The 1435-nt window shown below is 73.2% G+C and carries 2 protein-coding genes; both read right to left on the reverse strand.

Annotated elements, in window-relative coordinates:
• Positions 1-146: 146 nt before the first annotated feature.
• On the reverse strand, positions 147-887 hold the full coding sequence (locus Q0112_RS06945) for an SDR family NAD(P)-dependent oxidoreductase (protein WP_297973165.1): 741 nt from the start codon (positions 885-887) through the stop codon (positions 147-149).
• 73 nt (positions 888-960) lie between these two features.
• The coding region (locus Q0112_RS06950) for a phosphate acyltransferase (protein ID WP_297973168.1) at positions 961-1435 on the reverse strand (475 nt) is incomplete at its 5' end.

The raw sequence follows: 1435 nt of genomic DNA on the forward strand, positions 1-1435 counted from the left end.
CGCGCTCGATGACCAGCGGCCCGACCTCGAGGTGCTTCCTGGCGTTGGTATAGGCATGCAGGTGATAGGCGATGTCGCGCCCCTCCTGCGAGTTCGGGTTGGGCCTCGGCACCTCGGTCATCTCTCTCTCTCCCTGCGGACGGCGCTCAGGCGTGCTGCCCGCCGTTGATGTGGATCTCCGCGCCGTTGATGTAGGAGGAGCTCCCGGTGCAGAGGAAGTGGATCGTCTCGGCCACCTCGGCCGGGTCGCCGAGCCGGCCGAGCGGCACCTCGCTCGCCACGAGCTCCTCGGTGCCGGGCGAGAGGATCGAGGTGCGGATCTCGCCCGGCGCGATGGCGTTGGTGCGGATGCCGAGCGGCCCGAGCTCGTGCGCCATCTCGCGGGTCAGCGCCGCGAGCGCCGCCTTGGAGGCGGCATAGGCGACCCCGGCGAAGGGATGCACCCGCGAGCCGGCGATCGAGGTGACGTTGACGATCGAGGCCCTGGCCCGCTCGAGCTCGGGCAGGAGCGCCCGGACGAGCAGCGCGGTCGAGACGAGGTTGACGTTAAGCACATGCGTCCAGGTGCGCGCGTCGGTCTCGCGTACGCCGAGCCGGCCGTGCTCGCCGCCCTTGGGCGAGATGCCGGCGTTGTTGACCAGCGCGTGCAGCCGTCCGTCCTTCAGCCGCGAGCGCACGTCGGCGGCGAGCCGCTCGATCCCGCCGAGGTCGGCGAGATCGGCCTGGATGTGCGACTCGCGCGCCGAGGGCCAGGCGCATTCCTCCGAGAAGGGCTGCCGCGAGACGGTGAGGATGCGCCAGCCGCGCGCCTGGAAGAGCCGGACCGTCGCATGGCCGATCCCGCGGCTCGCCCCGGTCAGGAGCATGGTGCGCTGCTCGTCCGCCATCGGCCCTCCTTCGGCCGCCTTCCTGCGACTTGTCCCTTGTCCCGCCATTCGCCCGGCGGGACAAGACGCATGCTCAGCCGCGCTCCTCGTGTCCCGCGATCAGCGCCTGGGCCAGCAGCAGGCCGAGGTGGCGCTGCTCGGCGCCGTCCGAGCGCGAGTTCAGCAGCACCGGCACCCGCGCTCCGATGACGAGGCTCGCGGTCCGGGCCCGCCCGTGCAGCTTCCACGCCTTGACCGTCGCGTTCCCCGCCTCGAGGTTCGGGAAGAGGATGAGATCCGCCCGCCCCGCCACCGGCGACCCGGCGAGCCCCTTGGCGGCGGCCGCCTCCGGCGAGAGCGCCACGTCGTAGCCGAAGGGGCCGTCGACGACGAGCCCCGGCAGCTTGCCGGCGCGCGACTCGGCGGCGAGCGCCGCGGCGTCGGCCGTCGCGGGCTGGCCGGGGGTGACCTTCTCCGAGGCGGCGATGGCGGCGACGCGGACTTCGGCGAGCCCGAGCCCGGCGAAGAGCGGACGGGCATTGCCGACGATCGCCCGCTTCTGCTCCAGC

This window comes from uncultured Amaricoccus sp., from assembly GCF_937858865.1.
In the GTDB taxonomy this organism is placed as follows: Bacteria; Pseudomonadota; Alphaproteobacteria; order Rhodobacterales; family Rhodobacteraceae; genus Amaricoccus.

Bases quoted from the DNA above. Each gene is read 5' to 3' on its own strand.
- Q0112_RS06945 (WP_297973165.1), bottom strand. From the start codon at position 887: ATGGCGGACGAGCAGCGCACCATGCTCCTGACCGGGGCGAGCCGCGGG.